Source organism: Halomonas koreensis (genome assembly GCF_031451675.1).
Classification (GTDB): Bacteria; Pseudomonadota; Gammaproteobacteria; order Pseudomonadales; family Halomonadaceae; genus Halomonas; species Halomonas koreensis.
The window spans coordinates 1-1,351 of the sequence record NZ_JARWAK010000033.1; the positions used below are offsets into that span (position 1 = coordinate 1).

1 rRNA gene is annotated in these 1,351 nt (G+C 56.3%); it reads left to right on the forward strand.

Features of this window, described 5'->3' with window-relative positions:
• Positions 1–1,276: ribosomal RNA gene (locus tag QC818_RS18295) — 16S ribosomal RNA — on the forward strand; the annotation flags it as partial.
• Positions 1,277–1,351 lie beyond the last annotated feature (75 nt).

Below are 1,351 nucleotides of genomic sequence, written 5' to 3' on the forward strand. Positions count from 1 at the left end.
GGCTCACCAAGGCCGCGATCCGTAGCTGGTCTGAGAGGATGATCAGCCACATCGGGACTGAGACACGGCCCGAACTCCTACGGGAGGCAGCAGTGGGGAATATTGGACAATGGGCGAAAGCCTGATCCAGCCATGCCGCGTGTGTGAAGAAGGCCCTCGGGTTGTAAAGCACTTTCAGTGAGGAAGAAGGCTTGTGGGTTAATACCCCGCAAGAAGGACATCACTCACAGAAGAAGCACCGGCTAACTCCGTGCCAGCAGCCGCGGTAATACGGAGGGTGCGAGCGTTAATCGGAATTACTGGGCGTAAAGCGCGCGTAGGCGGCTTGATAAGCCGGTTGTGAAAGCCCCGGGCTCAACCTGGGAACGGCATCCGGAACTGTCAGGCTAGAGTGCAGGAGAGGAAGGTAGAATTCCCGGTGTAGCGGTGAAATGCGTAGAGATCGGGAGGAATACCAGTGGCGAAGGCGGCCTTCTGGACTGACACTGACGCTGAGGTGCGAAAGCGTGGGTAGCAAACAGGATTAGATACCCTGGTAGTCCACGCCGTAAACGATGTCGACTAGCCGTTGGGGTCCTCGAGACCTTTGTGGCGCAGTTAACGCGATAAGTCGACCGCCTGGGGAGTACGGCCGCAAGGTTAAAACTCAAATGAATTGACGGGGGCCCGCACAAGCGGTGGAGCATGTGGTTTAATTCGATGCAACGCGAAGAACCTTACCTACCCTTGACATCGAGCGAACTTTCCAGAGATGGATTGGTGCCTTCGGGAACGCTCAGACAGGTGCTGCATGGCTGTCGTCAGCTCGTGTTGTGAAATGTTGGGTTAAGTCCCGTAACGAGCGCAACCCTTGTCCCTATTTGCCAGCGATTCGGTCGGGAACTCTAGGGAGACTGCCGGTGACAAACCGGAGGAAGGTGGGGACGACGTCAAGTCATCATGGCCCTTACGGGTAGGGCTACACACGTGCTACAATGGCCGGTACAGAGGGTGGCAATACCGCGAGGTGGAGCTAATCTCAAAAAGCCGGTCTCAGTCCGGATCGGAGTCTGCAACTCGACTCCGTGAAGTCGGAATCGCTAGTAATCGTGAATCAGAATGTCACGGTGAATACGTTCCCGGGCCTTGTACACACCGCCCGTCACACCATGGGAGTGGACTGCACCAGAAGTGGTTAGCCTAACTTCGGAGGGCGATCACCACGGTGTGGTTCATGACTGGGGTGAAGTCGTAACAAGGTAGCCGTAGGGGAACCTGCGGCTGGATCACCTCCTTAATCGACGACGTCACCGGCACTCGGCAAGTGCTCACAATGAATTACCTGATCGGCCAGAGCAAAGACTGTTTGGGT